The following is a 24,127-nucleotide window of genomic DNA, read 5'->3' as shown; positions in this document are numbered from 1 at the left end:
GTCAAAGACTCAAGATACTCTTTTTACACGAGGTTCAGAAATAAGATGATTTACACCATGGGCAAAGATATTTTCTTTGAGAATCTGAACAATCTCAGAGTTTCTCATAGGGCCTTCAAATGATATTTACTTTCATTTGTTAACTTGGGGCCCCGTCAGTTGAAAATCACTTCATTTTGAAACCAATGATTAATTGATTCTTAAAAGAATTATTCTAAAATAAATTGTTCAAAATAGAACTATTTATTTTTACCCTTCTTTCTAACCAAGCTGGGAACTAACTGATTAGCAATGGATAATGATCAAAAAAGTTGGAGGAAAACTATGAAAAAAGACGATTTAACGGTGATGTTTAGCGCTCATTCGAAGTTTTTCAAGTACCTTTTCAAGGATTTTGATTACGGGATTTTTGGCTTTCCCAAAACAGCTCTCTTTGTTTTGGTAATTTTAAAGTACAAGGCATCTGATGAAAGTGTGAAAATGTCTGAATTGGAAGCTCATGCTGGAATGAAAAAAAGCACATTGAGTGAATCGGTTGATTTACTCGTGAAGGAAGGATACATTGAAAGAGCGCGTTCAAAAGAAGATAGAAGGGTGGTTAGGGTTAATCTAACGCCAAAAGGGGAAAAGAAAGTAAATGAAATAACGGAAATTGTCAAACGTCACGTCGATGAAAAACTCAAAATTTTGAACGATGAAGAAAGAAAATCTCTTTTCAGATCCTTTGAAATTATAGAAGAAGTGGCAGAAAAATTAAAGGAGAGCAATTAAGATGCCAAACGTGAGTAAAAAAGTGGCTTTTGGTGCGCTCATAACGGTTTTAACCTCCATTTTCATGTCTTCTTTAGATCAGACGGTTGTTGGAACGGCAATGCCGAGAATAATAAATGATCTGGGGGGCATGTCTCTTTACTCCTGGGTTTTTACCGTTTACATGCTAACTTCTACGATTTTTGTTCCCATATTCGGAAAACTTTCAGACATGTTTGGAAGAAAGTACTTTTACATGACTGGAATTCTGATATTTATGGGAGCGTCGTGGAGCGCAGGACTTTCTCATAGCATTTATTGGTTAATAGGTTCAAGAGCCGTGCAAGGTTTTGGATCTGCAATGACAATGGCAATAGGGCCGGCGATAATAGGAGATGTTTTTACGGCCAGAGAAAGAGGAAAATTTCAGGGATTATTGGGAGCCGTTTTTGGAGTTTCAAGCGTTATAGGGCCATTGATAGGAGGCTATTTGACAGATCAATTGAGCTGGCATTGGGTTTTTTACGTGAACATGCCCATAGGTATTCCAGCCGTTATAATGGCGTACTTTTTAATTCCTAAAGAACTTGGAAGGAACGCGATGGGAGAGAAAGTAGATTATCTTGGCGCGACTTTACTTGGTGGCATGCTTCTAAGCTTATTACTTGGCTTTTCTTTTGCTTCGCAGGATCACACGTGGAATGAACCAAAAGTTTGGGGCCTGTTTTTGGTTTCAGTTGCGATATTCGTGCTATTTTACTTTACTGAAAAAAAGGCGAAGGAACCTATTTTGGAACTTTCATTGTTCAAAAATCAAGTTTTCACAGTTGGAAATACCTTAAACTTCATAGTTGGTTTTTCTCTTTTCGCGTCGGCTGTTTACCTCCCGCTTTTTGTTCAAGCTGTTCAGGGAAGAAGCGCTACGAATTCCGGTCTTATCTTGATGCCAATGATGCTTGGCGCGGTTTTAACTAGTATTGGAGGAGGATTTTACATTTCAAAAACGGGCAAATACAAACTTTCCTTTATATTGGGTACGATAACGATGACCATTGGTTTGTACATGATGTCCAGATTCAGTGTGAATTCATCCAACATGACCATCTCAGCTGCCATGGTTGTGGTTGGTTTAGGTGTAGGACTTCCAATGGGAATGTTAATGGTTGTCATGCAAAGTGCTGTGGAAAAGAGATATATAGGGGTTGCACTTTCTTCTGTGCAATTTTTCAGGAGTGTTGGTGGAACGGTTGGAACTGCGGTGCTTGGTACGGTTGTAAATAATACATTTGCGTCCAATTTGAATCATTTACCAAAAATATTGAATTTTGTCCTTCCAAAACAGTTTCTTCACATGATGAAATCACCACAATTCTTGATGAATAAAAATATCATACTTCAGAAAAGTCCTGTAAGTGTTCGAGCGATGTTAACCGGTGTATTTGCCGATATGTCAAAGTGGCTGGCAACTGCCATAACAAACGCTTTTTTCATTTCCATGGTGGCTTCTTCTTTGGCTATTTTGTGTGCCATAATAATCAAAAGGATACCGATTGAAGAAAAAAGGAAGGATTTTGGAGAAATTGTTGAAGAAGGTTTGGATTCTCAAGAAAAGTAGAACAATGGTATAATGAAATCAAGTCCCATGACAACTCCCTCAGAGAGGAGGAAAAAGTATGGGATGGATAGTTGGAATAGCAATAGGAGTAGTGGCGCTAATATTTGTGATTTGGTTTATCGTTGCGTATAACACGTTGGTAACCCTTAAAAAAAGGGTACAAAATGCATGGGCTCAAATAGACGTTCAATTGAATAGAAGACACGATTTAATTCCAAATTTGGTAAACTCCGTAAAAGGGTACATGAAGTACGAACAAGAAACACTTCAAAAAGTGATAGATGCGAGAACCAAAGCTTTGTCTTCAGAAAACGTTAAAGACAAAATGAATGCTGAAAATCAATTGAGTGGAGAATTGGGAAGGCTTATCGCCGTTTTCGAAAGGTATCCCCAGTTAAGGGCCGATCAAAATGTATCCAATTTGATGCAACAGTTGAGTGATACTGAGAACAAAATCGCATATGCGCGCCAATTTTATAACGACATCGTCACCCGTTACAACACGAAGCTCATGGTTTTTCCCTCTAACCTAATTGCAAATGCTTTTCATTTCAAAGAGGAAGAGCTTTTTGAAGCGCCGATAGAAACTAAAGAAACTCCCAACGTTGATTTGAATTTTTAAAACATCCTCAAATGAGGATGTTTTTAATTTTTCTTTTCGGAACTTTGATGATTTCGATCTATATCCTTTGAGAGATATTTTCGTAAAGCAAGGTAAAAAGTGTGGTGTGATATACTCTCAGATGAAAGAAGGGAGGATTTGATATGTACGTTAAAAACACAAAAGAAATACTAAAGAAGGCGAACGAAGGTTATTACGGTGTTGGAGCCTTTAACATCAACAATTTAGAATTTTTGCAAGCGATAATAGACGCGGCAGTGGAAAAAAAATCTCCGGTGATAATTGAAACGAGTGAAGGAGCCATGTCTTACGCTGGAGACGGTGATTTTAGGAAGGGCGCAAGAATTCTAGCTGATATGGTGAAAAGTTTTGCGGAAAGTGCACCAGTTCCTGTAGCCCTTCATTTAGATCATGGCCATGATATAGAACACGTTGTTGCCGCGATTCAGGCGGGATACTCGTCGGTCATGATAGACGCATCCGCAAAGCCGTACAAAGAAAATATGGAGCTCACATCTGAAGTTGTGAAAATCGCTCACGCTGCTGGAATATCTGTGGAGGCAGAACTTGGAAGATTGGTTGGCATCGAGGATAACGTTTCCGTTTCGGAAAGGGATGCGACTTTAATAGATCCTGATGAAGCAAAAGACTTTGTGGAACACACCGGTATTGACTTTTTGGCGCCAGCTATAGGAACCAGTCACGGTGCTTTTAAATTCAAAGGAGAGGCAAAATTGGATTTTGAAAGGTTGAAAAAGGTCAAAGAGTTGACAAAATTGCCTCTAGTTCTTCATGGCGCCTCAACAGTGCTTCCAAGATACGTTGAGCTTGCAAATGAATACGGCGCAGATATACAAGGAGCCAAGGGAGTGCCTTACGATGTTTTGAAAGAAGCCGTGAAGTATGGAATAAACAAAGTAAACACGGACACAGATCTAAGAGTGGCATTTATCGCGGAATTGAGAAAGGTTTTACACGATGATAAAGCCCAAATAGATCCAAGAAAGCTTTTTAAACCTGCAATGCAGGCTATTAAAGAAGTTGTTATGGAAAGAATGGAAGTTTTGGGATCTGTGGAAAAAGCATAAAAAAACAGATGGATAAAAGTGGAGGTGGAGGCATTGAAAGTACTCGTTATAAACGCAGGAAGCTCTTCTCTTAAGTACCAGCTCTTCAACATGGATGACGAGTCTGTTTTGTGTAGTGGGATAGTTGAAAGAATAAAGTTAGACGGTTCTCGACTTATTCACAAGGTAGGAACGAAGAAGTACACGGAAGAAACACCTGTAAAAGATCACAAAGTGGCATTGGAAATCGTGTTGAAAACTTTAGTTGATGCGGAAAAAGGCGTTATAAAATCAATGGATGAGATAAACGCGGTGGGGCATCGTGTCGTGCACGGTGGAGAAACATTTTCAGGTTCAGTTTTAATAGATGAAAAAGTTATGAAAGCGTTAGAAGATAACGTTGAATTGGCTCCTCTTCACAATCCACCGAATATAATGGGAATAATGGCCGCAAAAGAGTTACTTCCAAACGTTCCGCAGGTGGGCGTTTTTGATACGGCATTTCACCAAACTCTTCCAGAAAAGGCTTATCTTTATGCCATCCCAATAAAGTATTATAAAAAGTACAAAGTAAGAAGGTATGGTTTTCATGGAACGTCTCATTTTTACGTTTCAAGGAGAGCGGCAGAAATTTTAGAAACGCCCGTGGAAAAGCTTAAAACTATAACCTGTCATATTGGAAATGGTGCGTCTATTGCTGCGGTGAAATACGGAAAAAGTGTTGACACTTCCATGGGATTCACTCCGCTGGAAGGTCTTGTTATGGGTACAAGATGCGGTGACATGGATCCAGCGATTGTTACCTTCCTTCAAGAAAAAGAGGGCTTAACTTCTAAAGAAGTGAATGACATTCTTAACAAACAAAGTGGAGTTTATGGACTTACAAATGGCTTTAGCAGTGATATGAGAGACATAGAAGATGCTGCCTTGGATGGAAGCAATGAATTGGCAAAGTTGGCATTGGATATTTACGATTATCGTATTGCGAAATACGTGGGTGCTTACGCGGCCGCTATGAATGGCGTTGATGCAATAGTGTTTACCGGTGGGGTTGGAGAAAATTCTCCTTATACGAGAAAAGACGTTTGTTCTTATCTGGAATTTCTTGGTATTAAAATAGACGATGAAAAGAATAACGTGCGGGGAGAGGAAAGAATCATATCGACACCGGATTCAAAGGTAAAGGTTCTGATAGTTCCCACAAATGAGGAACTTGTCATTGCCAGAGATACGAAAAAGATCGTAGAGAATTTAAAATAAGGTTATTTCATATTCTAAAACGGCTGCTTCGGCAGCCGTTTTACCAGTATTTTTCTAAACTAAGATGAATCATTGGATATTCTCCAGAAGCTTCCACGTCTGGAAAAACTTTTTCGACTTGTGAGGCTGTTACATCATTTCCCGTATACCAGATGTAAATTTGATCGATATCATTTGTAAGAGATGTTTTTATTTTGAATTTACTTAAATCTTTATCGGGTTGAAAATATCCTTTTAAATCTTGCATAGTTATATTAAAGTTTTGTTCGACGTAAAAGTCATCCATTACAGCTTTAGACAATTCTGAAAGGTCCAAAGCAATCGCAGTAGCTCGGGCTTCTCTTATTGCTTTTGTTCCTATTGGAACCATTGCCGAAATAAGGGCAGCAATAACGGCCATTACTATAAGAAGTTCTATTAAGGTAAATCCCTTCAATGTGATCACCTCTTTTCTACGTTAACCTTAAATTATAGAACATTTTTACTGCTTTTTCGCTTTTTTTCAAGAATGGTATAATAACTTGCATTTTGCGAGGGTGGGTGGTAGAGTGATCCCAAAAGAAATGATAGAATCGTACAAAGAAACAGTTATGAAATTTGGGCGCTTCGTGGAAGACATGTTTGATAGAGCCGTGTACGCTTTAATTGATAGAAATGCTGATATGGCAAAGGAAGTTATGGAAGATGATAAGTTAGCGGATAAGATGAGGGATGATTTAAACGAAAAGACAATTTTTATGATAGGTGAGTATGCTCCCGTGGGAAAACAATTGGTTGAAAGTATAAATGGATTCGTCTTGGAAAACGCGTTAGAGATGATAGGAGACAAGGCTACGAGTATAGCAGAAGAAACTTTGAAACTTCTTAAAGAACCTGCCTTGAAGCCTCTTATAGATCTACCTAAAATGGCTTCAACTGCGGAAAAGATGATGAGAATAAGCTTGAATGTTTATAAAGATGAGAGTAACGATTCAGCCATAGAAGATCTTTTGAATATGGAAGAATACGTGGATGAGCTGAATCTTTCTATAGAGGATGAGCTAAAACTTTACATGATGGAATCACCTAGAAACGTCAACAGGGCCTTAAGTCTTCTTCTAATATCCAGACATATTGAGGATGTTGCGGATTTGTGTTTGAAAGTCATTCCTAAAAAACCCCTGTAAGCATGGAGGTGCAATTTTTGAAAACGTTATGTAAGTACGTTTCTAAAGAGTTCATTTTACCATTTTTCATAGGTTTAATAGGCTTCATAATATTCGTCAGCGTTGAGCTTCTTTATCAGCTGTCTGACGTTATAGTTCAGAACCATGTGAGTTTTTGGAGCCTCCTTGTGCTTGTTTATTACAACCTTCCCGAATTTGTAGTTATGGGAATACCAGTTGGTGTTTTACTGGCTATATTTTGGGAAATTTCTAATTTTTCATCTCGTCGAGAACTTATGGCTTTTCAAGTTCATGGTATTAATTTGAAAAAAATAGTCGTTCCATTTCTCTTAATGGGCTTGATACTGAGCGTTGGAACGTATTTTATTCAGGATTTCGTCGTTCCAAATTACAATTCAAAGGCTTCTGATTACCTACAAAAAGTCGTTTGGCATTCCGGAACTCCGCAAGTTAAAACCAATACCTTTTTTAAAGCTGGAAATAGCTATTTTTACGTGGAAAAATTCGATCCAAAAACTGAGAAATTCAATAACGTTCTTATTTACGAGATAAAGGGCAACGATTTTACAGTCACGTATGCGAAAACGGCTTCTTTTGAAAAAGGAAAGTGGGTTTTAAGAAATGGAAGGGTATACACTTTAAAAGACGGTTTGATGAGCTTTGATATGAATTTTAAGACCATGCGGCTTAACATCACACAGGATGTTGTGAGATTTATACGTTCACAAAAAACCGCGCAATCGATGAGTTCAAGAGAGCTCTTAGATCGTATAAAGCTTTTCAAAAGGCTGGGTTTAGATCCAAGAATATACATCGTAGAACTCAATACTCGATTTGCCAACGCGATAGCCGCTTTGATAATTGCCTTCTTGGGTGTTCCTTTTTCGCTCTTTTTTGGAATAAAGAGTAAATCGTGGGGAGTTATTGTCACCTTTGTTCTGGTAGTGTTATATCAAGGCTCTGGCGCTTGGCTTAGCGCAATGGGAAAAAACGGATTGTTGCAACCGGTGATGGCTTCATGGCTGCCAGATCTGATATTCGCATTGTTAGGAGCGGCTTTTTTCTTGCTTTTGGACAGCCGTTTGATGTTCAAAATAAAAGAATTTTTTGTGAAAATAATACCGGTTCTTCTGGTTATTTTCGTATTTTCAATTTTTTCCTTTGGCACAAAAACATTTGGTGCGCAACTCTTCAAAATAAATGCTGGCCAGCTGGATATCGTTTCAGCGACGGAAGTGATTTACACGCATGGCGTTCAAATAAAATCGGAAAATTATACTGTCAGCGCCTCTACCTTAAAAATCTTCTTCAACAAGGACGGGCTGGCCACATTGGCGCTTCTTGAAGGAAATGTGGTTTTCATCCAGGGAGATAAAAAAATTTCAGCGTCTTCGATGAGTGTCAAACTAAGGCAGGATACAGCCATAATTTGCGATTTGCGTGGAGTTGAAAAGGTAAAGAACGCTAAGGGAACGAAAGAGGACGTTTACTTTTACGGAAAGCGATCTGTTTACGATACACAAAGTGGTACAAGCATCATATCGCCTGGATACATAACAACGTGTAAGTTCAACCCGCCACATTACAAAATTCAAGCCCAAAGTATTTATTTTGTACCTCAGGATCATCTTATAGCCTACAACGTTGTTATGTATTTGTTTGGCTTACCCGTTCTTTACTTACCACAGTATTATTACTCGTTGAGTGGAGGAAAACAACCTATGGAGATAACATTCAATCATTCAGCGAGTGGGTGGAATAAAGCGGTGAAATTCAATTTTTACCCTTCTGAAAACTTAAGTGGAGATGCGTTTTTTTCTTCAAACGACAACGGTAGATTCATTCAAGGTTTCGATGTAAATGCCAAATTGGCAAGTATCCCAATTTATTTTTCCTATTCTAACACATCACAAAATGGAAATATTTCCGCTGAAAGTGTGAAATTCGGTGGAACGATGAAGTTCAAAAAATACAAAAGCTCTTTTTCCTATCAAGGAAATATTAAAGATGACACGCAGAACGTTTCTTTTACATTAGACGGTCCCTTAATGGGTAATGTCTTATCTTTGAAAGCTTTGCAATTTGTGAATGGAAAAAATCAAAAGTATGAACTTCCTTATTCCGTTAAGAATTTGAAATTTTCATTGGGAAAATTGAAAGCAAATGGTGAACTCAAAGGAAACGGAATTTTCTACTTACCTTCTAAAGATTTTACTTTTTCTAATTCCTTAAATGGGAAATTTTCGCTCCCCTTTAGATTTTTAACTTTAAAATCCATTTCGGGAGCATACAACGGAAAACTTTCTTCCCAATCGAATTCGCCTCTTGGTTATTCCATCTTCATGGACGCCGAATACGCATTTGACTCTATTTCGTATAATTTTTGGGGGACTTCATTTGGTTTTTCCTACGGTGCGAAGACTGGATTGGAAAAAGACAGTAACAATTCTGTGCTTTCAGACCGCTTGGCAGCCATTTTTAAAACATCGCTTTCGAAGAACTTATTTGGCTTAAAAACATCTGTAGTTCATACTTTTATTGGCGTGAAGGGTACGAATGTTGGGAAATTCGATACTCATAACCTTGAAAACAATATGGCTTTCTCTCTTTCGTACGATTTTCCGCTCATTCCGCTCAGTGCCAATGCAAAATTTTCCTACAACTTCAACAACGTTACCAATCCATGGTCAAATATAGGGTTGGTAACCTCTTCAAAGTTCAATTTGCTGGGAATTTCAAATGTTTTAAAGACAACCACAATTATTCAACCTTCTCCTTTTAAACCTGTAAATACGAAGTACATTTTGGATTCTCATTTTAAGGGTGTTTCTTACCATGCGGAAACGCTTTACGATTATTCATCCAAGAAATTTTCAGATGTATCAAACAAATTGAACGCCTCGTTGGGAAACTTCTTGTTTTTCAACAATTTCAAGTGGTCTTCAACTTTTGTGATAAAAAGCGGTAACTTTTCAATTGATGATTTGAACTTTAAAGCCTCTGGAAATATTAAGAATTTAGGAATTTCGCTGTCTTCAAATGGAAATTTTTCACGCGGGAGTTTACAAAGCATGAATGTGAGTTTTTCAAAGTCTTTGGATTGTTTAGGTTTAAAGGGAAATATAGCTCTTTCCGCGGCTAATGGCTTTAAGGTTTCAGATTTTTCATTAACACTTTACATAACAGCTTTTCCAGAAAAGTACTTATCCGTAGATCCCGTAAAAGGTAGTTTTGGCTTTTCCTTTTTCTGATGGTTGAAGAGGTGATCTAACTATAGAAGAAAAAATCATGCCTCAAAGCAAAGAGGCTGAAGAAGCCGTTATAGGCGCGATCTTTTTGGATCCAGAAGCGGCTGATACCGTTTTCGAAATTTTAAGCTCTTCCGATTTTTATTTCACACCAACGAAAGTTGTTTTCAAAGCCATGGAAGATCTTTTTAAAGAATCCGAACCTATAGATGTGTTATCCGTAACTGAAAGGTTAAAGGTTAAAAAACAATTGGAATTGGTTGGTGGAGAAATAGGCGTTATGCATTTGGCAGACTCCGTGCCAATAGTTTCAAATGTGGAATATTATGCAAAAGTGGTCAAAGAAAAGTCGATCTTACGTCAATTGATAAGCACCGCTTCAAAAATAGCCAATCTTTCTTACGAACAAAGAGAGGTTAGCGAAATTCTTGACGACGCCGAAAGAATGATCTTCAAAATAGCAGAAGATAGAACGACCAAGACTTATTTGCCTTTGGAAAAAGTGATAAATGCGTCCTTTGAAAATATAGAAAAACTTAAGGTGGAAAAAGAATCGCCAGAAGGCAGTATATACATAACTGGAATACCAACAGGGTTTAGAGAGTTGGATAGCATGACCGCCGGTCTTCACAAATCCGATCTGGTGATTTTGGCTGCTAGACCATCGTTGGGAAAAACCTCTTTGGCGTTAACGTTAGCGAGGAATATTTCGTTGCGCTACGAGCATGATGTAACTTTTTTTAGCCTTGAAATGTCTGCGGAACAGCTTGCTCAACGCATGTTATGCGCTGAAGGATACGTAGATCTTAAAAACATTCGCTCTGGTTCTATAAGCCCAGATGATTGGAGAAGACTAACGGATGCCGCCGCCCGCTTAAAAAATGCCAGAATGGTTATAGACGATGACCCTTCTTTGGATGTGATGAAATTGAGAACCAAAGCTCGAAAGATAAAGAAAGAATACGGTATGGATGTGATGTTTGTCGATTATCTTCAACTTATGCATAGCAAAACGAAACACGAAAATAGACAGCAGGAAATCTCCGAAATTTCCAGATCTCTGAAGCTTTTGGCCAGAGAACTTGACGTTTGTGTGGTAGCGCTTTCTCAACTTTCCCGTGCCGTCGAGCAGCGCGATGAAAAAAGACCACGTTTGAGCGATTTAAGAGAGTCCGGCGCGATTGAGCAAGATGCCGACGTTGTTATGTTCATCCACAGAGAGGATTATTTCAGAAAAAAGCAGAAAAACGCCGAGGATGAAGAAGAATTCGACTTCAACGCTCCAAAGGATGCCGAAATAATAATAGGAAAGCAACGAAATGGGCCTATAGGAAGCGTTGTTGTGAGTTTCTTTCCAAGATTTGCGAGTTTTTACGAAAGAGATCAAACCCATGAGTAACGGAGGTGTTCTATGCCACTTATAACTTTTGAGGGAATAGACGGATGTGGAAAGACCACTCAAATAAAAAAATTAAGTGATTATTTGAAAAACAAGAAGGTGAATTTTTCTGTTTTCAGAGAGCCAGGAGGAACCAATATAGGGGAAAAGATAAGAAAAATCTTACTTGATAGCTCTAATAACAACATGGATGAAAAAACTGAATTTCTGCTTTACGTAGCTTCACGCTCTCAATTGGTAAAAGAACAGGTAAAGCCGAGACTTGAAGTTGGTGAATACGTGATATTGGATAGATATATAGATTCTTCCGTTGCGTATCAGGGGTTTGGAAGGGGACTTGGAAAAAGAATTGTAACGCTTATAAACGAATTCGCCACGGACATGATCTATCCCGATCTTACCTTTTATCTGGAAATAGATAAGGAAACTTTTGAGAAAAGGATGAGAATTAAGGATCGATTAGAAGCCGAAGGATGGGAATTCATGAAAAAAGTTATAGAAGGTTATAATTCTTTAAAAGGAGCAAAAAGATTTATCTTGATCGATGGTAGAGAACCAGAAGATAAAATATTTCGAAGAATAATCGAAGAACTTGAAAAGCATTTTGCTCTTTGATTTCTTTTTTTTTAGAACCTTGTTGTATAATAATTCGATCTGTAATTAAATTCAAGGAATGGAAATAACAACTTTTCACTCCGAAATGGTGAAAAGTCGTTTTACACCCCAAAATAAGGAGGTGTGAAGCTGGCGAAAGCTGGCTGATGCGGATGGCAAAGATAGGTGAATTTGTAACAGTTGTTGACGTCGGAACTTACAATGTAAAAGCTGCGGTAGGTGAGCGCGTGAGTGATGGATACAAGATATTGGGTTATTCCATCGTAAAATCGAATGGTTTTTCGAATGATGGAATAGTTGACGCTGTAGGGTTGCGCGCGAGTATTGGAGAAGCTCTGGGAGAGTTGCAGTCTCAATTGTTAAAGAAAAATTTCAATGGAGATTTGATAGTAACGATTTCTTCGAATGTATTCTCCATGGAATATAAAAAGGTAGAAAAAACTTTTGCCGGTGAAAGACGTGAAATTGTAAAAGAAGGGCATGTGCGAGACATCTTTTCATCGTTGATGAAAGAAGAAAGTGTGGTAGATGTCTTGCCTGTTAAGTATAAATTGGATGATGGAAGAACGGTTGTAAATCCGGTTTCAATGTCGACGCAAAAGCTCATTGCAGAAATGTTGGCAGTAAAGATAGAGAAACAAATTCAAGATGAACTTTTGAATCTTTTGAGTGGATATAATTTTTCAACTGTGACAATTTCACACCCTGGAATTCTTGCAGCTGAAGGCGTTTTAAACGAAAGCGAAAAAGATAGAGGAATACTTTGCATAGACATGGGTTACAGCGCGACAAAGGTAACTGCTTATACCAATGGAGTGCCTGCGGGCTTTTACTTCGTGCCGTTGGGTGTTAACAGTGTGATCAAGGATGTTGCCAAAGTTTTCAAGGTTTCTTACACCGAAGCGGAAAGACTGATCTTTTACCATTCAAATCTTGATTACGAAAGCATAAGCGAAGATGTGATGGTTGAAACGACCGATTTTGACAACAAAACGAAAAAAGAGATAAAGCAACGTTCTCTTTCTTTAGCGGCATACGCTCGGGTACGTGAAATATTGAGTATATCACGGAGAAGTACCGCAAAGCTTTTAAATAATCCTTCTTTTAGTCCAGTAGGAGTGGTGATAACGGGCGGAGGGGCTGCAATCCCAAATATCTCTAAGATCGGTTCATCCGTTTTTAACATGACTTGTAGAATAGGCACTTACGCCTCATCAAATAATGTCATAGTAAGTGGAGCAGAAGATATAATTTCTTCACCAGTGTACGCAACCCTTTTTGGCGCCTTTGTGCATAGATACAGGTACGCATTCATCGAAGGAAAGAACTTCAAAAATGCCGGTTTTTCAAAAGTGGTGGCTTCTGAAACGGAAGATAGCGGCGATGCGAACGATGGTGTACTCAAAAAAGTGTGGGAATTTTTGAAAAAATTGGTGTGAGCTCTTCAAAAGGGAGGTAAACAAATGCCTTTTGAAATTGAAGAAGAAGGTAGACGTGAAAGGAAAGTCAAAAGAATTCCAACCATAAAAGTAATGGGAGTTGGGGGTTCTGGGAATAACGCTATAACCAGGATGATAGAAGCTGGAATAAAAGACGTGATTTTTGTATCGGCAAATACCGACTTACAAGTCTTAGAGGCCAGTCAAGCAGATGTAACGATACAACTTGGCGCAGAGACTACCCGTGGATTGGGAGCTGGTGGATATCCTGAAATTGGAGAGAAAGCGGCAGAAGAGAGTGTGGACGAAATAGAAAAAGTTCTGGACGATACCGATCTTCTATTTCTGACTGCCGGGATGGGTGGAGGTACTGGCACGGGAGCAACTCCCATCATAGCGCGAATTGCAAGAGAACTGGGAATACTAACTGTGGCAATAGTTACCACACCGTTTTACTTTGAAGGAAATAACAGATGGAAAATAGCTATGGAGGGACTGAAAAAGCTTCAAAATGAAGTAGACACCCTTATACGCATTTCAAACAACAAGCTTTTAGAAGAGCTCCCGGTGGACATAACAATTCCAGAAGCGTTTCTTAAAGCAGACGAAACCCTTCATCAAGGGGTAAAGGGCATATCTGAATTGATAACCAAACGCGGATACATAAACCTGGATTTTGCGGACGTGGAATCCGTGATGAGGGACGCCGGGCCGGCTATGTTGGGAATAGGAATAGGAAAAGGCGAAAACAGGGCAGAGGAAGCGGCAAAAATGGCTATGGAATCGCGACTGCTGGATCAACCTGTCAACAATGCCTCAGCGATAATTTTAAACGTATCGGCGCCGAAGAACGTTACTATGAAAGAAATGCATGTGGCAGCTTCTGTTATCAGGCAGGGATGTAGCGAAGAGGCCGATGTTAAATTTGGACTTATAATAGACGATTCCATACCAGATGATGAAATGAGGGTAACGCTTATAGCAACGGGCTTTGAAGAGCCTGACAAAGTGCTCTTCAACGATAGTGATATTCCGGCTATATATCGATCAGGTCTGGATGAATTTTTAAAATGAATCTTTCTTTTTCTAATTTTTCCCACAAGAAATAAACTCCTTATTAGAGGGATTCTTGTGGGTTTTGTGTTGAATTAACTCCTTGTGCACGTGGAAATAAAGATTTTAATCAATATGAGATAAAGACAATTTTTGAAAAGGGAAAAAGAGTATCTATTGATTCACAAGCGAGAAAAAGCATTTTTCAAGGCTCACCAGATCTGGTTAGTTCCTGGAAAACTCATAGGTTATGGCAAGGCTTTGAATGGCGTATAGGAATGTGAAAAACATCGGTTGGATTTTTTGACTTAGCTATATTAAGCTTGAAGCGTGTTAAGAGTGAATTGAGAAATTGAAAAAACGAGGCGATCTTGTGTGGCAACTTACAAAAGAATAGGAGAAATTCTTGTCTCAAAGGGATACATAACTCCGGAAATACTGGAAAGGGCGCTGGAAATTTCAAAAAGAAGCGGAAAACCTATCGGTCGTGTGCTCGTTGAAAATAACTTCGTTACGTGGGATGACATCGCAGAAGCGCTTGCCACTCAATACGGTCTTCCAAAATTAAATGAACTTCCTTCCAATATCCCTTACGAAGTTGTGAATTCGATACCTAAAAATTTAACCTCTGCTTACAGACTCATTCCGTACAAAAAGGAGGGAAATACGCTTTACGTTGCAACCGATAACGTTATAAATTACACACAGGTTGTGCGTGAAATACGCTTTATAACGGGGCTAAATGCGAAAGTAGCGATAGTGCCCACGGATTTATTCGATGTGGTTTATCAAAACATTTACGGTTCTCAAATAGACACGGGACTTTCAATGGATTTTGAAGATATGCCCCAAGAGGAAAACAATGAAATAATTGAAGAAGAAGAGGAAGAAGAAAATGAAGAAGAGGCACCGGCAGTCAGACTTGTCAGAGCCATAATTGAAGGGGGAATAGTTCAGGGTGCAAGTGATATACATATAGAACCTTCCAGAACGTTGGTCACTGTTAGGTACAGGATAGATGGTATTTTGAGAAAAATCACCACATACCCTTTAAAAACCCATTCATCGGTAGTTTCAAGGATTAAAATCATGTCTGGATTGGATATATCTGAAAAGCGTTTGCCTCAAGATGGAAAGTACTTCATGAATTTCAAAAATGAACAGTACGATTTCAGAGTTTCAACCATGCCAACCGTTTATGGCGAAAAAATCGTTATGAGGATACTGAAAGTTTCGGCTTCTGAACAAAGAATATCGGATCTTGGCTTTAGTGAATACAACACGAAAAGGTTCATGGAATTGATAAATTATCCGTATGGGATAATATTGCTCACGGGACCAACTGGAAGTGGGAAGTCAACGACGTTAGTGGCCGCTATAAATGAAATTAAAGACGTTACCAAGAACATAATAACCGTTGAAGATCCAGTTGAATACAATATAGATGGTGTAAATCAGTGCCAAGTAAATGCGGAAATAGGTTTGACTTACGCACGTTTTTTGCGTGCGATTTTGCGTCAGGATCCAAACATAATAATGGTTGGTGAAATCAGGGATAGGGAAACGGCTCAATTGGCAATGGAGGCGTCAATGACTGGACACTTGGTTTTTAGCACTCTTCATACAAATGATGCCCCTTCTGCCATTTCAAGATTGGTGAATTTGGGTTTGGATCCTCACATGATAGGCGTTTCCCTTATCGGTGTAGTTGGTCAGAGACTGGTTAGAAAGCTTTGTGATGAGTGTAAAGTTGAAGTTCAACCGCCAAAAGAAGTGGTAGAAGTTGCGAAGAAAGTGCATCCAGAATTGGAAATCAAAATGTACGCACCTGGAAAGTGTCCCACATGTCAAGACGGATACAGGGGAAGAACAGCGATAAATGAAGTGATGATAGTAACTCCTGGAATAAGAAACTTGCTTTACAGGGGCGCTTCTGATACAGAGTTAAGAGAAGAAGCGAGACGAAGTGGTATGAGAACGATGTTTGAAGACGGCATCGAAAAGATTTTGAAGGGAATAACGTCGTACGAAGAGGTAACACGTGTGGTGAGAAATGAATGAAGGAAAACAAGTATCAATATCATTCTCGTTCTCCAGAGGAATGGGAAAAAATAGATGAGGAAAAAGAAAAAAGAAAAACCCCATCTCGTATGCCGAAAAAGGGAAAGCTTTTGCTCTTTTTCAACGTGGCTTTGGTGGTGGTCATAGTCCTCGTGTACTTCGTTACTCAAAAACAAAGAAATATAGTTAGTCAATCTTTAAAAACTGTTGGGAATTTTCAGTTGTACATAAGGACTCCCAAGACGGATTTTCTATGTGGTGAACCTTTAGATTTTAAAGTGTATGCCATAAATACATCCGACAAAAAAGAAGATTTTTCGATTTATTCTTTCGACGTAAGAGTGGGTTCAGAAGCAAGTCCAGATGTTTACACCTTCCATTTTGACAAAACGATAAAATCCTCTTTGGAACGAAAGAGAAGTGTACTTATTTACGATTTAAAGAGAGAAGTAAATCTTTCAAATTTGAAGGACGGCGTATACACAATTGATGTTCTTATGAACTTCAACGGAAGGGCAGTTCATTTGACTAAACAAATCAAATACCTTTCGAAAATTCAAGCTCTTCTCGTTTCTGGACAGGATTTCTTTGTAACCAATCAAAGGGGAACTTTCGATTTATACGTCAAGAATAACACTCCTAAACCCCTGGATCTTGAGACACAAAGCGTGTATTTTGAACTGTTAAACGAACAAACGAAAGAGGTGCTGTACAGGAGAAATTTTGAAGTGCCTTCAGAAGCTCTTTTAGCTCCGGCGGAGGAAAAGCGCATTTACGAATTCAACATGCGCCCAATAAATTCCCCTGGAGAGTACAAGCTCATAGCTCATGTTGTTGGAAACAAAAGCTTGAACGCCACTTCAACATTTCTGGTGATTTTATCCTCAAAAGTTGGTAATATGGATGAATTGAAACTAAATTCCGATATTCCAATGGCCGTTTCTAAGAATGAACCTGTTGGTTTTTCACTTTGGCTTTTGAATACATCTTTGAAAAAGAAATTTGTTACCGTGAATTCTATAACCATTCAAATAAAGCGTGGAGCGGGAGAATTGTACCGTTTTTCCGACAAATCATCTCACAATATAATTGTTCCTTCTGGAGGTACACGCTTGCTCGTGAATTCACAAAGCTGGAAGAAATTAACTTTTCCATCTACGGGTACCTATCTCTTTGATGCAATAGTATCCATTGGTGGAAGATATTTAGAGTACAGACGTAACGTGGTTTGCTTTTGAGAAAGGAAAGATGATGAAAGTTTTTTTTGATTCCACAGACGAGTTTTTAAAGAGTATTTTGGAAAAAAATTTAAAAAGCGAAGGTGTAGAAGTTACGCCATTTGATATCAATGATATCAAAAATATGGAAGTTGCGATCGTTGATGTTAGGAAAAAGGACGATCTTGAAAAGATAAGAATGATAAGAGAAAGAAACGGACGTACCATAATTTTTGGTTTGCTTCCATACAGAGATGAAAAATTAAAAGAAGATATTTTCAACGCAGGAGCAGATGAAATATTGGACTTTCCCTTTGACGAGGAAGAATTGAGGATCATCTTTCCCGCGCTTTTTGCCGCTTACAAGCTTGGAAAGCCGTATTCAAGTGGAAGAATTTCAGACTTTTTAACACAATTCAAGAAGATGTTTGGTTCTGTCAAGAAGAGTGAAAGCCTGGGCTTTACACTTTTAAAGAAGCTTCAATTGATGGCTTCGTACAGGGACAACGATACTTCTGAACACACGCAGCGAGTTGGAAAAGTCTCTGAAATACTGGCAGAAGAACTCGGACTTGCTCCTGAGATGATCATAGATGTAAGACTTACGGCTCCACTTCACGATATAGGAAAAATAGGAATTCCGGATTCAATTCTTTTAAAAAAGGGAAAACTCGACGAGAAAGAATGGGAAATCATGAAAACGCACACACAAATAGGAGCTAAAATACTGGAAAGTGAGTTTGACATTTTAAAGTGCGCTCAGAAAATAGCCCTTTACCATCATGAAAAATACGATGGAAGCGGTTACCCAACCGGACTGAAGGGTGAAGAAATTCCGATCGAAGCTAGAATAGTAACAGTTGCAGATTCTTTCGATGCCATTGTTAGTGAAAGACCCTACAAGCCGCCACGCTCCTACTTGGACGGTCTGGAAGAATTGAAAAAGAATTCCGGTACTCAATTTGATCCTAAAGTGGTGGATGCCTTTATCAGAGTTTCTGAAAAGATCTTCACGTTGTACAAAAATTTGAAATGAAAGTGCACTCCTTTTTGTAAGCTTTCGGACGAAAATGTAAAACGTTGACGAGTATTGAGATTGGTGATATAATTTCCTACTAATCCATTTTACAAGGAGGGGGAGTGTTATGAAAAAATTCTTGCTGATCGCAATGGTTGTATTGGCTTTGGGGCTTGTATTGAGCTCTTGTATGAACGCCAATGTCAACAACAAAAATGGCGTGGTTTCGATAAAGAACGCCATAAGTGGCGGTGTAAATACCACGGCTACCGTTGTGGGAGTGGTAACGTCTGGATTCGGTGATAATGTGGTAATTGAGGACAATTCGGCTGCGATAAACGTTTACATTGCAAAATCGGGAATAGGAAACCTTTACAAAGAAGGAGACAAGTTGAAAGTTGTGGGGACCATTGAGCTTTACAAGGGTAATTATTCTATCGATCCTTCATCTACATCTGATGTAACGAAAATAGGGACGGGTACCGTAGCGGTAATATCCATACCTACAAACACTGCTTTGAGCACGAGTGATGATTGGATGCTTGTAAAAGTTACCAATTTGCCGGTTAAGAAAGTAGCTGACAAATATGGTAATGTTGTTTTATCAAATGGAACCAAGGATATAACCATTTATTCTTACGATTCAAATGTCAGAAACTGGTTAACGTCTTTGGCAACAGGGGATATAGTTTCCGCGCAAGGGTATGTGAAGTACATGTATGGCGAATGGAAGATCGTTTTAAGAGATCAAAATGACGAATTGAGCAAATGAAATAGATTTAGAAATAGGGAGAGGAGTGCCTCTCCCTATTTTAAAAGGTGAAAAAAGTTATGAAAAAGTACTTTTTGTTTTTAACTTTAGTTGGTTTGTCGTTAATTTTATCTTTATCACTTTCTTCTTGTTTGAAATTCAACGCTCAAAATGAATACAAAGTACTTAAAGTTGTGGACGGTGATACGATAGATGTACTTTATAACGGTGCTGAAATGAGTGTGAGATACATAGGTATAGATGCGCCAGAAACACACGATTTTAGCGATAAACCCATTGGTGAATATGGTCAAGAGGCTTACGAATTTAACAAAAATTTGATAACAAAAGCGAATAACAGAGTAAGATTGGAATTCGATAAGGACATGTATGATAGATATCATCGTTTGCTTGCCTACGTTTATGTGAATGTGAATTCCACCTCTTTAATGCTGAACGCCGACATAATCAAACATGGTCTTGCATGGCCACTGACTTATTCCGACACTTCAAAGCATACTCAAGAATTTTGGAAAGATTACCGTTACGCGTACGAGCATAGATTAGGTCTTTTTTCAAAGTACGATGATGCCACAACTGTGCAAGCTTGCGTGGTGGATAAAAATCTTTCCAAGTACATTGGCAAACTCACCTGGGTTGAATTTCATCCGTCTACTGAAAATTCTTCTTCGTATTCCGTAACCCTGTCATCTTCGTGTTTTTCGGTAACGGTGAGAAAACCAGAACTTGGAGAGTTTGCCACCCCTTTAAATGTGCTTTACTTGAATAAAGATGTAAAAGTTTACGGTGAAGTGTGGAAAAATGGAAACAAAGGAGAGATGCTTCTTCACGCTCCTTTTGAATTTAAAGTTGTAGGAGGAGGGAATTGATAATGAGAAAAACGGTGCTAATTTTAGGAATTCTTGCGTTGCTGTCTTTGGGAGTTTTTGCCTCTGGAATGAAGGTAAGCGTTTTAACATTCTACACTTCCGATCTGCAAAGTGGAGCTTGTAACGTGTGGCCAATACTTTATTTTAGGGTACCGTTAACGAACAGTATGGGTTTGAATTTGGAAGATTACGTCATGAGTACCCATAAGACGTTTAACGTTGGAAATTTTCAGCTTGTGGAGCCAACTTACTGGTACGCATCTTACAGAAACGGTAACTGGCGCGCTTACATTGGCCGTTTTAAATCAAAGCACACATTAACACGACAAATGTACCTTTTAAGAGTTGGAGGCTTTTACGATACGACAACCGGAGTGGAAGTTGAATTCAAGAACTACACTTACGATGTGGGATTAAGGTACGATTGGAAGTATTCAGAGCCAGCCGCTTACGCAGGATTGGAAGGAAACAATTACAAAGCTTATCTTTACGCTAGCAAACAGGGAAACAACGATCTATCTCTTTCTACAAATATAGCACTTTCCTTGGAAAATCAGAATTTTAGGACGAATTTATGGTTTGCGGCGGCTTATGATATGGATCTTTCAAACATCTCTTTGGGAATTCCAACGGTTTTGTTGGGAGGAAAGACTTACATGGGACCATGGGAATTCTCAGCACAGTACGCCAGAAGACCAAATTCAAAAGCTGCCAAGATCTGGTACGATTTTAACGATCCAAACAGAGCTGGATACCCTTTACAGGATTTCAATTCAATGTTAACTTACAAAATAGATGGAAGGAATTCAATTGGTGTGCTTGCAAATTGGAATTCTAACCTTAAGATGCCAACATTTGGGCTCGAGCTCTCGCACGGTGATCTTTCATTGAGTGTTGGAAATGCCGATTTAAATGGTGGTATAAGTGGTGTACAATACGTTACCTTGAGTTACTCGAACTACTTTTCTATTCCTTTAACAACTCATCCGCTCTTTTCTTCTCAACAGCAAAGACAATGGTGATTTCTGAGTTTTAAAGGCCCTCTTTTGGGCCTTTTTATTCTAATTACAATTACTCTCCAAATTACACAAGTTTGAACATGAATTTTTCAAAGCTGAAATTATTCTTGCCTTCTTTGGCATCTTCGCGGCTGTTTTTCCCGCATGCAGCGGAAGGCTTGGAGGAGTGACGACGTAGTTGATATGAAGAGGGTTCATCTGGTATTCAATACCAATACGTAGGTAATTTTTTTCATTTGAGATATATTCCATAAAATATGTACATCGCGTAAGAAAAGAGAAGAATTATTCCCTTCCACTTTTTTGCGTTTCTTTTTCTATTTAAAAAGATCAATAAAAGAAGTATTCCAATGGTATTCATAAAGAACAAATCGATATTGATGTTTCTATCCGGTTTTATCTTTGAAAATAATGCGGAAACGCCAAGCACTCCTAGAATGTTAAACATATTAGATCCTATTATATTTCCAACCGCTATATCTTTTTTTGATTTCAAAGCCGCTTTTACAGAAGTTGCCAACTCAGGGACACTTGTTCCAAAAGCAACAATAGTTGTGGCTATGAGCGTTTCACTCACTTTAAAGCTCCTTGCTATGTTAACCGCCGAGTAGACACTTAACTCTCCCCCACCGGTTACGCACGCAAGCCCTATCAGAGTTAAAAATGATGAGAAAAGCAAGCTTTTTTTTGAATTTTTCTCTTCGATTCTGATTTCTTCTTTTGAAGTGACCGTTGCGTAAACCAAAAATATGGTCAACAGCGATAGTAGAATTATTCCATCATGGTAATCGAGATAACCACCCTTTAGAAACAACATAGTTGCGGAAAGCTGAGCTATTATTAAAAATGGTATTTCATACATTATGGTTTTCTTCTTCACGCTTATTTTTCCAATCAACAATGTTATGCCAAGTATCAACGCTACGTTGGCTATATTTGAGCCCACCACATTGCCAACGGCTATTCCACCTTTATGTTGAATGGAGCTTACAACGCTAACTGCAAATTCTGGAGCGCTCGTTCCAAACGCAACTATTGTTAACCCTATGAACAAGTCAGAGACGTTAAACCTTTCGGCTATTGAAGAAGCGCCTTCAACCAGCCAATCTGCTCCTTTTTCCAGTAAAAACAATGCGACTACCAGTAAAGCAATCTGTAAAACGATGTACAAGTTTCATTCCTCCATAAAAGATAACCAAAAACTCTTAACGTGCCTGAAGTTTAAGAACTTTTAATCAGATAGCGAACTTTCCAGTTCAACGATCGTTTATTCCTTACCTCGAAGTTTTGCCGTAATCTATGAATTCTTCAATTGATTTCTTAATTCGATCTGAATTGTATAATTTGAGTTTTTTCATATTGATTAAGATCGTCACTTTTAACCAAGTGAGTTTATTCTATTGGATTTTCATAGACGCTTTTAATGTACTATAATAAATGGTATGGCAATTATTCATCAATACTTTTAAAATAAGAAAATGAAGAGAGGCGATTTAATTGTATCATAAAGTTTCCCGTGATCCCCTTTATTCCGAAATATTTTTGTATCCTTTGGAAATTCTTGCCATAGATTCACCGGTTGTTCAAAGACTGAGAATGCTTTCACAACTTGCAGGAGCGCAGATGAGCTATCCTTCAGCCACGCATACAAGATTTTCCCACTCACTTGGCGTGATGCATGTATCAGGATTGTACGCAAGCCATCTGTTTGGTGAAAATACGCCTCAATTTAGATTATGTAGACTTGCAGGTCTTTTACATGATGCCGGTCACGGACCGTTCAGCCACCAATTTGATGACGTTGTCTATTCGAGTCTGGGCTATGAGGAGGGGCATGATCAATTCAGAGAACATTTACTTTTAGAAAAACTTCCAAAGTACATGAAAGAAAAGTACGCTCATTCTCCTAAGATGTTCCAAAAGCATGTCATGGAAGATTTGGAAATGGTACTTGGAAAGATCCCAAAGAAACCTTTTGAAGAGATCGTTAACAGAGTAAATGAAATATTCACAGGCGAAAAATTCGGTGATCCACTTTTCAACATAGTTCAAGGACCTCTTGGAGCGGACAGAATGGATTTCGTCTTGAGAGACGCTTACTTCAGTGGTGTTAAGCATTATGGAACAGTTCCGCTGGATAGAATAATAAGAAATTCTTCTATTTTAAAAATGGCAGATGGTAAAAGTGTGCTTTCTTACGATGTGAAAGTTGTGGACGATATTTACACGGTGTTGTTTGGAAGATTTATGATGTATAAAAACGTGTATTTTCATAAAACTTCAAGAGCAGCGGATATGATGATACAAGAGCTTTTAAGAAAATCTATGAGTTTTCTCGACTTCAAAAAATCGTTGAGCAATTTAGACGAATTTTTACAACTTACGGATAACTACGTGATCGAAAGAACGGAAATGCTTTTTTATCAGAGCGAAAAGCCATCTAAGGAGCTTAAAGAAGCGCACGAAATAATTCAACGCCTTAAGAGTAGGAATTTGTGGAAGTTGGTAGTTGAGATACCTTTTTCCACGACGGGGATAGATCCAAGCACCGTTTCAAAATCTCTTGGTGAAGAAAAGCTAGAGGAGATGAAAAAGAAAATAAAATCTTATCTTGAAACGAATAAAGTGGCAGATGAAGATAAGAAAGAAGTGGAACGTGTGCTCAGAGATTTCGACAAAATATTTGTTGTGGATACTCCGTACAAACTTACGTTGGTTCATCCAGATGAATTTCTCTCAAATAGCGTTTACATAAGCGATAAAGAGGAAAAAGTAATGACTTTTGAAGAGTTCGAAAAGGCTTATCCGACGTACAAGCTCATGTCCGGAAATATGCTTCAATTGGTTAGAATATATGCCAAAGAGGACGTCAGGACGATAATGGTGAAATATGGATTCATTCCTGAAAGTAATACACAACTTACCACTAGATGGTAA

20 protein-coding genes are annotated in these 24,127 nt (G+C 38.5%); 18 read left to right on the top strand and 2 right to left on the bottom strand.

Going from position 1 to position 24,127, the window contains the following annotated elements:
- Nucleotides 1-324: 324 nt before the first annotated feature.
- The 5 genes from ACXJIN_RS07645 to ackA all read left to right on the top strand — a co-directional run bounded on the left by ACXJIN_RS07645 (nt 325) and on the right by ackA (nt 5,314).
- Complete coding sequence (locus ACXJIN_RS07645; protein ID WP_456400955.1) at nt 325-771, top strand: MarR family winged helix-turn-helix transcriptional regulator; 447 nt, start codon at nt 325-327, stop codon at nt 769-771.
- Nucleotide 772: 1 nt separating this feature from the next.
- Complete coding sequence (locus ACXJIN_RS07640; RefSeq protein ID WP_456400953.1) at nt 773-2,365, top strand: MDR family MFS transporter; 1,593 nt, start codon at nt 773-775, stop codon at nt 2,363-2,365.
- Nucleotides 2,366-2,423: 58 nt separating this feature from the next.
- Nucleotides 2,424-2,987, top strand: a complete 564-nt coding sequence (locus ACXJIN_RS07635; protein ID WP_456400951.1) for a LemA family protein — start codon at nt 2,424-2,426, stop codon at nt 2,985-2,987.
- 143 nt (nt 2,988-3,130) lie between these two features.
- Complete coding sequence (gene fba, locus ACXJIN_RS07630) at nt 3,131-4,075, top strand: class II fructose-1,6-bisphosphate aldolase (protein ID WP_456400949.1); 945 nt, start codon at nt 3,131-3,133, stop codon at nt 4,073-4,075.
- A 33-nt stretch (nt 4,076-4,108) separates the two neighbouring features.
- Nucleotides 4,109-5,314, top strand: a complete 1,206-nt coding sequence (ackA, locus tag ACXJIN_RS07625) for an acetate kinase (RefSeq protein WP_456400947.1) — start codon at nt 4,109-4,111, stop codon at nt 5,312-5,314.
- A gap of 40 nt (nt 5,315-5,354) precedes the next feature.
- On the opposite strand, the gene ACXJIN_RS07620 is transcribed toward ackA, so the two are convergent.
- Nucleotides 5,355-5,750, bottom strand: a complete 396-nt coding sequence (locus ACXJIN_RS07620; RefSeq protein WP_456400945.1) for a type II secretion system protein — start codon at nt 5,748-5,750, stop codon at nt 5,355-5,357.
- 112 nt (nt 5,751-5,862) lie between these two features.
- Here ACXJIN_RS07620 and ACXJIN_RS07615 point away from each other — a divergent pair, with 112 nt between their 5' ends.
- From ACXJIN_RS07615 to ACXJIN_RS07560, 12 genes are all read left to right on the top strand, one after another.
- Nucleotides 5,863-6,480 (top strand): phosphate signaling complex PhoU family protein, encoded by a 618-nt coding sequence (locus ACXJIN_RS07615; RefSeq protein ID WP_456400943.1) that lies wholly within the window; start codon nt 5,863-5,865, stop codon nt 6,478-6,480.
- A 17-nt stretch (nt 6,481-6,497) separates the two neighbouring features.
- Nucleotides 6,498-9,731: an LptF/LptG family permease gene (locus ACXJIN_RS07610; RefSeq protein WP_456400941.1), complete on the top strand. Its 3,234-nt coding sequence runs from the start codon at nt 6,498-6,500 to the stop codon at nt 9,729-9,731.
- A gap of 22 nt (nt 9,732-9,753) precedes the next feature.
- Nucleotides 9,754-11,127, top strand: coding sequence for a replicative DNA helicase (gene dnaB / locus ACXJIN_RS07605; protein WP_456400967.1), 1,374 nt, complete (start codon nt 9,754-9,756; stop codon nt 11,125-11,127).
- A 12-nt stretch (nt 11,128-11,139) separates the two neighbouring features.
- Complete coding sequence (gene tmk, locus ACXJIN_RS07600; protein ID WP_456400939.1) at nt 11,140-11,742, top strand: dTMP kinase; 603 nt, start codon at nt 11,140-11,142, stop codon at nt 11,740-11,742.
- A 152-nt stretch (nt 11,743-11,894) separates the two neighbouring features.
- The gene (locus tag ACXJIN_RS07595; RefSeq protein WP_456400937.1) at nt 11,895-13,181 is read left to right on the top strand and encodes a cell division protein FtsA; all 1,287 of its coding nucleotides are present in this window, start codon (nt 11,895-11,897) and stop codon (nt 13,179-13,181) included.
- A gap of 24 nt (nt 13,182-13,205) precedes the next feature.
- Nucleotides 13,206-14,255, top strand: a complete 1,050-nt coding sequence (ftsZ, locus tag ACXJIN_RS07590) for a cell division protein FtsZ (RefSeq protein ID WP_456400936.1) — start codon at nt 13,206-13,208, stop codon at nt 14,253-14,255.
- Nucleotides 14,256-14,609: 354 nt separating this feature from the next.
- Entirely contained in the window at nt 14,610-16,295 is a 1,686-nt protein-coding gene (locus tag ACXJIN_RS07585) for a GspE/PulE family protein (RefSeq protein WP_456400935.1), read from the top strand.
- Nucleotides 16,292-17,533 (top strand): hypothetical protein, encoded by a 1,242-nt coding sequence (locus ACXJIN_RS07580; protein WP_456400934.1) that lies wholly within the window; start codon nt 16,292-16,294, stop codon nt 17,531-17,533. Before ACXJIN_RS07585 ends, ACXJIN_RS07580 begins: the two co-directional genes overlap by 4 nt.
- Before the next feature lie 13 nt (nt 17,534-17,546).
- Complete coding sequence (locus ACXJIN_RS07575) at nt 17,547-18,548, top strand: HD-GYP domain-containing protein (RefSeq protein ID WP_456400933.1); 1,002 nt, start codon at nt 17,547-17,549, stop codon at nt 18,546-18,548.
- A 109-nt stretch (nt 18,549-18,657) separates the two neighbouring features.
- Nucleotides 18,658-19,302, top strand: a complete 645-nt coding sequence (locus tag ACXJIN_RS07570; RefSeq protein WP_456400932.1) for a hypothetical protein — start codon at nt 18,658-18,660, stop codon at nt 19,300-19,302.
- 59 nt (nt 19,303-19,361) lie between these two features.
- Entirely contained in the window at nt 19,362-20,171 is an 810-nt protein-coding gene (locus ACXJIN_RS07565; protein WP_456400931.1) for a thermonuclease family protein, read from the top strand.
- A gap of 2 nt (nt 20,172-20,173) precedes the next feature.
- Complete coding sequence (locus tag ACXJIN_RS07560; RefSeq protein WP_456400930.1) at nt 20,174-21,193, top strand: hypothetical protein; 1,020 nt, start codon at nt 20,174-20,176, stop codon at nt 21,191-21,193.
- 229 nt (nt 21,194-21,422) lie between these two features.
- Here ACXJIN_RS07560 and ACXJIN_RS07555 read toward each other — a convergent pair whose 3' ends face one another.
- Nucleotides 21,423-22,361, bottom strand: coding sequence for a calcium/sodium antiporter (locus ACXJIN_RS07555; RefSeq protein WP_456400929.1), 939 nt, complete (start codon nt 22,359-22,361; stop codon nt 21,423-21,425).
- A 326-nt stretch (nt 22,362-22,687) separates the two neighbouring features.
- On the opposite strand from ACXJIN_RS07555, the gene ACXJIN_RS07550 reads away from it, so the two are divergent.
- Entirely contained in the window at nt 22,688-24,127 is a 1,440-nt protein-coding gene (locus ACXJIN_RS07550; protein WP_456400928.1) for an HD domain-containing protein, read from the top strand.

It is taken from the genome of Mesoaciditoga sp. (assembly GCF_054006115.1).
This window is presented reverse-complemented; position numbering and strand designations above follow the sequence as displayed.